This window comes from Streptomyces sp. CB02009 (assembly GCF_001905825.1).
GTDB lineage: Bacteria > Actinomycetota > Actinomycetes > Streptomycetales > Streptomycetaceae > Streptomyces.
In genome coordinates this window covers 1,611,766-1,619,301 of sequence record NZ_LIVV01000001.1, presented here as the reverse complement: position 1 = coordinate 1,619,301, position 7,536 = coordinate 1,611,766, and the positions used below count along the sequence as shown (strand labels likewise).

Genomic DNA, 7,536 nt, shown 5'->3' with positions numbered 1-7,536 from the left:
TCGCCCCTTCCGAGCCACTGAGGGCTTGACGTCACCGGCGCAGCGCAGTGCCATGAAGAGGGACGGAGGGGGCGGAATGAGCGGCGAGGACAGCGACACCGGGCACCAGGGGGACGTACCACCCGAGCGCCCGAGTAACACGGATTTACCCGGCAATGTGTGGACCGTACTGCTCGCGCTGCTCGTGCTCGGGCTTTTCCTGTACGGCCTCACACGGGGCGACACTGGTGGAGGGCACCCCGACGGGTACACCGGTTGGCATTGAGCGGCGTCGGAACACGCCGCGGCTGCGGCCACGGGACGGCAGGGGGCGGCGGTGACGCCAGGTACTGGCCGCACCGCCGCCCCCTCCCCTACGGCCCAGCGGCCGAACGGGTCAGACGATCGGGTGGCGCGGAGTCGGCAGCGCCGGGTAGACGGAGCTGGACGCGCGCGGGCCGAACGGCGCCGTGGCGACACCCGTTCCTCGGTAGACGAAGGAGCCGCTCGCGCCGTAGGCGAACAGGTCGTTGCGTCCGTCTCGGTCCACGTCACCCATGCCGACGAGGTGGGTGTACGCGCCCCAGCCCGAGCCGACCCTGACCCGGGTGGCGAACGACGAACCGGTGGCGCCCTGGTAGAGCCAGAGGACGCCGGCGGTGTCGCGGGCGAGGAGGTCGCCCTGCGGCGTACCGGCGACGTCGCCGACGGCGGTGATCTGGTTCATCCCGCCCCAGCCCCCGCCGACCTTCGTACGGCCCCGGAAGGGTGCGGACCAGTTGCCCGTGCCCTGGTACGCCCACAGGACGCCGGACGCGTCGGTGGCGAGCAGGTCGGACCAGCCGTCGCCGTTGAGGTCGCTGCCGCCGGTGATCTTGTTGTAGCCGTTCCAGCCGGAGCCGATCTTCGTTCGCCCGGCGAAGGTGCCGTCGCCCTTGCCGAGGTACAGCCAGAGGATGCCCGAGGCGTCCCGCGCGACCAGGTCGGGGGCGGCGGCGCCAGCGACGTTGCCGACGGCCTCGATCTGGTTGTAGCCGTTCCACCCTGCGCCGAGGGGCTTGCTCTCCAGCGACCAGTAGTCGGTGGACAACGGGGTCTTCCTGACCTCGTCGCGCCACAGGCCGCCGGCGGCGTCACGGGACAGCAGGTCCGGGGCGCCGTTGTCGTCGTAGTCGTGCAGGCCCGCCTTGCGGGTCACCTTGAAGGTGCCGGTCCTCCTCAGGTCGGGGCCGATGCCGTTGAGCGGCTTGGCGTCGAGCTGCCAGGTGTAGTCGCCGTTGGGGGCGAGGGCACCCTCGGCCAAGGTCCCCTGCCACTCACGACGGACCCCGGCGCGGTTCTCGAACGGGAACTCCACCGTCCTGCCGGTGCGGACATGGCGCAGGGTGACCTTGCCGCCCGCGTTCTCGCGGGACAGCAGCCACTGGAGCGTGACCTTGCCACCGTTCTTGTCCAGGTCGACCGTGGACGGGACATCGGTGGAGGTGAGGGCCAGCGCGGTGGGGGCGTCGGTGCCGGCCACCAGGGTGGCGACCGGCTTGCCGTCCGGGTCGGGCGAGATCCGGTAGATGCCCTCGCCCTGGGCGACCGTACCGCCGCGCGCGTACAGGTCGCCGTTCGGGGCGGTGGCCGAACTGGAGACGTGGTCGAGGAGCTTGACCGTGGTCCGGGGGTCGGCCAGGGAGCGGGCGGTCAGCGGGAAGAGCGGCGAGGCGACGGTGGCGGTGCGGCCGTTGAGCTCGCTGGTGGTCACCCAGTCGCCCACCAGGTTGACGTCGATGTCGGCGCCGGTCGAAGCCTGGCCGAGGTCCGTGGTGACCTCGGGGGCGTCGACGCCGCGGACGGTCGTCACCAGCTGGACGCGGTTGGCGATGGTGCGCTCGATCCACGCCACGTGGGTGCGGGAGACGAAGGCATCGGCGCCGGTCCGCTCGGAGTGCGTCTGCCGGGGTCCGTCCACAGCCCGGCCGGTGGCGGTGTCCACGGCGACGAGGAAGGTACGCAGGTCGGCGCCGGTGCCGGTGTAGTACTGGATCAGCGCTGTGCCGGGGGTGCTGGCCCACACGCGGCCCATGCGCGCGTTGCCGGGGATGACGGTGACGTCGCCTCCGGTGGGCGTGTCCGCGGGGCGCCTGACCAGGTTCACGTCGAGCACACCGGTGTCCTCGTCGGTGTACGACATGACCAGCGTCTCGCCGGCGATACCGCGGAGCATGTAGCCCTGGTTGTGGGACATGGCGTAACGGATGCCGTTGTCGGTACGGGTCATGTCGTTGATCCAGTAGAGGTCCTCCCCCTCCTTGCGGGAGAAGACGATGTCTGACTGGCCGCCCATGAAGGTGGTGCGGGGCGTGGTCAGGTATCTGGTGGTGCCGTCCGCGTAGGTGGTCCAGCGGTACTCGGTGCCGGACGGGTACACGGCGCGAGTGAGGTATCCGGTCGCGCCGGCGCTGACGATCTCCGTGGGGTGGGGCAGCGTGACCGCGTCGGCCGCCTGGAGAGGCGACTGCACCGCGCTCACCGGGGCGGTCGGCGCGGGTGCGGCGGTAGCGGCTGGGGCAGTCGCGAGTGCGGCCGTAGCGGCTGCGGCGGTCGCGGGCAGGGCCGTCAGCGCGGTGCCGGACGTGACGGCTAACACGGCGGTGACTGCGGCGAGGAGACGGGTGGACGAACGGTACTGCACCTTGGATTCCCCCCAGGAACATCCGGCTGCGGCGGTCGCCGCACGACGGTTGGACCCATGATCGACACCGATGGTTGTACGCGGGCGGCCCTGGCGCCGGCCACCGACGGCGCCGGTGGGCCCGCGCGTCGTCGCGGACCTGGCCCTCGAACGCCTGGTGCCGGCGAGCGAGGACTACGCTGTGCCTGCGACTGCCGCATGATTTCAAGGCTTCACATACTGATGGTCAACGGTGGGCGCACCCCGTCTCCGCAACGCGTCAGGGTCGCACAGCGTCTGCCTGTCGTCATGTGTCTGGAGGACCTGTGCAACGTGGCGAAGTCTGGTGGGCCCAGTACGACGAGCGGAGGCTGGTCGTACTGCTGTCGGGAGACGACTCGTCCGGGATCCGGGTCATGCAGGTCGTCGCTCCAGCGGGCATCGACATCAGCGGTCTGGGCATCGAAGTGACGGTCGGCGTCGGTGAAGGACTGCCGTTCGAAGGCGTACTGCGGCTCGCGTTCCCGCGTCCGGGCCTCACCCCGTGCTCGTGGCTGACCACCGTGTCCCGGGACGACTTGATCGAGCGGGCGGCCGTCCTGTCCTCCGCGAAGCTCAGCGAGATCGACGACGCCTTCCGACTCGCTGAACAGGCGCAGGAGTGGGCCCCGGCCACGACCGCGAAGCTCAGCGAGGCAGGGGATGCCCTCCGTCGCGGTGAACCCGGTTAGACGGAGGCGGAGTCGATGCCCGTGACGGCGTGGGCGAGCTCGGGCGCGATGATCGACGCTTGCCGCCTGCCGCCTCGGCGTCCCTCACCACAGAGATCACGATCCACGGCTGGAGAACTGGTGGGCTGCTCTCCATGCCGACTCGGTTGCGGCGAAGTGGGCTCCGGCTTGGCCCATTCAGTCGCTGCCCCCGATCGTGCGACCGGTTCTCAGAGGCCCGACTGCCGGCCGGACGACGGAAGTGACTCCAGCCACTCAGCCACTTCGAGGGAAGTCTGGAGATCCGGTTCGTACTTCGCAGCATCCCGCAGGGTCAGCTGGCGGTAGTGGTCGGCTGCTTCACGGATGGCCGTCAGCCCCTCCTCGCGCCGCTCCAGATGTCCGAGTTGGACAGCGAGATTGTTGAGGGACACGGCGAGGTCGCGCAGGGGGCCGTCTGGATTGGCAGCGGCCAACTCACGATAGAGAGCGACAGCCTCATCGGGGAGCGGGGGCCCGTGCCTCCCCGTACCGAGGAAATGACGTAACGTCATCCGATGCGAAGATCCAATACTCTGGCAGGCATACTCGTCCTGCCCCTGCTCGCCTTCCTGGCCACACTCCTCCCGGCCGCTCCGGCGGCCGCCAGCGGTACCGACTTCCTGGGTGCCGACCCCGCCGCCGGCAAGCCCGGGGACCAGATCCTGTTCCGCTCCGGCACCGCGGGCTACGGCTGCTTCCGGATACCCACGCTGGTCCGCACGGACGCCGGAACCCTGCTCGCGTTCGCCGAGGCCCGTACCTCTCCCTCCTGCGCGGATCGCGGTGCCATCGACATCGTCGTTCGCCGCTCCACCAACGAGGGCCGCACGTGGGGGCCGATCCGTGTGGTGCTCTCCGGTTCGGCCGCCGACTCTCTGGCTCCGTACACCCGGGGCAATCCCACACCGGTCGTCGACAGGCTGAACGACAAGGTCATTCTGTTGTCGACCGCCGAGCCGGCGACCCCCGGCGGTACCGGCCCGCGCCGCGAGGCGATCGTCCAGACCAGCGACGACGACGGCCTCAGCTTCAGCGCCCCGCGCTCCACCAACCGCCTCCTTCCCTACCCGGCCCCCACCGGCACTGCGGCGCCTCTCAAGGGCTGGTTCGGCACCGGCCCCGCGCACGGCATCCAGCTCCAGTCCGGTCCCCACCCCGGCCGCCTCGTCGTCGGCGTCTACCAGGGCCCCGATGAGGACGAGCAGCACGCCGGAGTGCTCTACAGCGACGACCACGGGCAGACCTGGAAGCCCGGCTCGTCCCAGAACTCCTTCGCCGCCGGCGTGATGAAGCCGGGCGAGGCGGCCGTGGCGGAGCTCCCGGACGGGCGGGTCTACGTGGGCGCGCGCAACGAGCTCCCCGGCAGCCACCGCGCGTACGCCATCACCGGCACGGACGGGATCAGTACCCCCGCCTTCACGTCCCTCCCGTTCACCACGTCCAACACCCAGGGGTCCCTCCTCACCCTCCAGCACACCTACGACAAGGTGGCCGGCGACACCCTGCTCATGGCCGCGCCCTCTTCGGCCACGGACCGGGCCGATCTCCGGCTCTACGCCTGGAACACCAGCACCACTCCCCCGGACCCGACCACCGGTGACCGCCGACCCGACTGGCGGCCCGTCGGCGCCATCGTCAAGCCGGGCAAGTCCGGCTACTCCGATCTCGCCGAGCTGACCGGCGGCGAGATCGGACTCGTCTACGAGAGCGGCAACCTCCCCGGCATGTCGGGAGGTACGGACTGGTCCGCGGCCACCATCAACTTCCGCCGGATCGACCCCCGCCCCCTGTTCTCCTACGCACACGAGGGCGTGCCCGCTCCCGGCACCACCCGGCCCGCCGGCCCGACCACTCCGGACGCCTCACCTCAGGCCAACGACGCCTACTTCACCGGCGACGCCAAGCTCACCACGGGCGGAGCGGCCGGCCAGGGCCTCGTCCTCGACGGCAACGGCGACAGCGCGGAGGTGCCCTACGCCCGGTCCCTCGACCCGGCGGACGGGGATTTCACCTACTCCCTGCGCTTCAAGCACGATGCGGCCGCGCCCGACTCCGGCCCGGCCGTCCTGCTCCAGGCCCATGGGCAGGGAACCGAGAAGCCCGGGATCCTGATCCAGACGGATGCCAAGAGCGACCGAGTGACCGCCCAGGTGCAGGCCAAGGACGGCGGTGCCACCGTGTCGGTGCCCCTCCCGGGGCTGGGGGATTCCGCGGACAAGAAGTGGCACGCCCTCACCCTGGTGCGCACCGGGGGCGACATCACACTCCATGTCGACGGTCACTCGGCGACGTCCCAGGGCGCCTCAGTGAGCGGATCGGTCACCCGGCCGGTCACGGACGGGAACACCGGGATCAGGATCGGTGCCGGGACGGACGACGGATACGCGCCCTTCCGGGGCACCATCGACGAGGTCCGGCTCCACCGTGCCGCCCTGACGCCTGACGAGATCGGCACGGCCGATCAGCACCTGCGGCTGTGGCTGCCGTTCCACGTCGTGGACAGGGCCGACCCGGTCTCCCTGCGGGACGTGTCGATCTCGGACGACGTGTCCGGCGCGTGTGTCGAGGCCACGGGCGCCCGACGCGAAGGCTGCGTCGACGGGACCATCCTCGGCGGGGTCAGTGAAACCAACCGGCTCGGCGACGCGGCCGTCGACAAGGGATCCCTCAAGATCGACGCCGCCCACCCCGGTGTAGAGACGCCCTTCCGGCCCGGCGTCGACGTCGGCTCCGACGACTTCACCTACGCGCTCTGGTTCAAGCACGACTCGACACAGGCGAGCGCCAACCAGGTCCTGCTGTGGGCGTACGGAGTGGATCCCGACGGCGCGGCGACCAAGCACTGGGCGCCCTCCCTATGGGCACGTGCCGAGCCGTCGAAGAACCGCATCCGGGCCTGGGCGGAGACCGCACCGGGCAAGGGCGTGGAGCAGATCATCGAAGCCCCGGCCGGTTTCGGCGACGGCGCGTGGCACCTGCTGACTCTCATCCGCAGCGCAGACGGCTTCCGGCTCGGAGTGGACCGCAGGCTCACCGAACCGCTCCCCCTCACGGGTACGTTCACGTTCCCCGCGGGGTCCGGCACCGCCCCTGACGGCACGGAACTGGCGGGAACCACTCCGCTGGGTCTGCGTGTCGGGTCGAAACCCGGAACGAGTGGCGCCGAGGCACCGCTGAGCGGGGCGATCGACGACGTACGCCTCTACGGGAAGGCGCTGAAGCAGCAGGATCTCGACGCGATGCTGCCCGTTCCGACCACCAACGAGCCCAATCCCGCGCGCGTGTTCCCCAGTGACAGGCCGCGCTTCAGGTGGTCCATGGAGCCGGGCAACGTTCAGCAGCACAGCGTGGTGCGTCCCGCCGCGACGGGCCGTGCCACTCCGGACTCGTCGGCGCATGCCAACAACGCCTCCGTCGACGGTGGCACCGGCAGGCCCGACGGAAGGTTCGGCAGGGCGTTCAGAGCCAACGGCAGCCCCGGCAAGGACGGACGGGTCGTGCTGCCCTACACCGACTCCGAAGCCCTCCGCGACGGCGACTTCACCGTCGCCACGGTGTTCAGCCACGACCCCGAGGCCTCCGCTACGCAGAGCATCGTCTGGGCGTTCGGTCACGGCGCCTCCGAGCGCCAGCTCCGCATACGCACCGAGTGGCGTACGGAGCAGGTGGACGGAGTGGCCGTGACGAAGCGCAAGCTCGTCGCCTTCACGCAGACCGACACCGGGTCGACCGAGATCGCGGTCGACGCGCCGGGCGCGGGCTGGCACCACGTCGCGCTGACCCGCGAGAGCGGCGCTGCGAAGCTGTACCTCGACGGGGTGGAGGTCTACGAGACGGACGCCGAGGGTGCCAGGAAGCCGAAGCCGATCACGGGCTCCCTCACCTACCCGGACGCCTTCGCCGTCCAGGGCTTCCTCCTGGGTGACAGCCCCGTCGGCGGCCAGCCGCTCAAGGGCTCCCTCGACGAGTTCCGCGTCTACCGCACGGCACTCGACGGCTCCGAGATCGCCGCGCTGTGGACCACGAACACCGCCCCGGCGCAGGCGGCCCCGGTGGTGCACCTGCCGCTCGACGTGATCGCGACCGGCGAGTACGCCCGTATGTGACGACCGGCTGGACGAGGCTGAGTCCGGGACCGCGGCG

At 70.8% G+C, this 7,536-nt stretch carries 4 protein-coding genes; 2 read left to right on the top strand and 2 right to left on the bottom strand.

The genetic code is table 11. From position 1 onward, the window contains the following. Positions 1–376: 376 nt before the first annotated feature. On the bottom strand, positions 377–2,491 hold the full coding sequence (locus tag AMK27_RS07220; protein WP_079188239.1) for an FG-GAP repeat domain-containing protein: 2,115 nt from the start codon (positions 2,489–2,491) through the stop codon (positions 377–379). Between the two features lie 476 nt (positions 2,492–2,967). Between AMK27_RS07220 and AMK27_RS07215 the strand changes: the two genes are divergently transcribed. After that, positions 2,968–3,372, top strand: coding sequence for a growth inhibitor PemK (locus tag AMK27_RS07215; protein WP_073903676.1), 405 nt, complete (start codon positions 2,968–2,970; stop codon positions 3,370–3,372). A 209-nt stretch (positions 3,373–3,581) separates the two neighbouring features. Here AMK27_RS07215 and AMK27_RS42290 read toward each other — a convergent pair whose 3' ends face one another. Beyond that, positions 3,582–3,827, bottom strand: coding sequence for a hypothetical protein (locus AMK27_RS42290; RefSeq protein ID WP_143204823.1), 246 nt, complete (start codon positions 3,825–3,827; stop codon positions 3,582–3,584). Positions 3,828–3,908: 81 nt separating this feature from the next. On the opposite strand from AMK27_RS42290, the gene AMK27_RS07205 reads away from it, so the two are divergent. Continuing rightward, on the top strand, positions 3,909–7,499 hold the full coding sequence (locus AMK27_RS07205) for a LamG-like jellyroll fold domain-containing protein (protein ID WP_073903672.1): 3,591 nt from the start codon (positions 3,909–3,911) through the stop codon (positions 7,497–7,499). Positions 7,500–7,536 lie beyond the last annotated feature (37 nt).

Bases quoted from the DNA above. Each gene is read 5' to 3' on its own strand.
- AMK27_RS07205 (WP_073903672.1), top strand. From the start codon at position 3,909: ATGCGAAGATCCAATACTCTGGCAGGCATACTCGTCCTGCCCCTGCTC.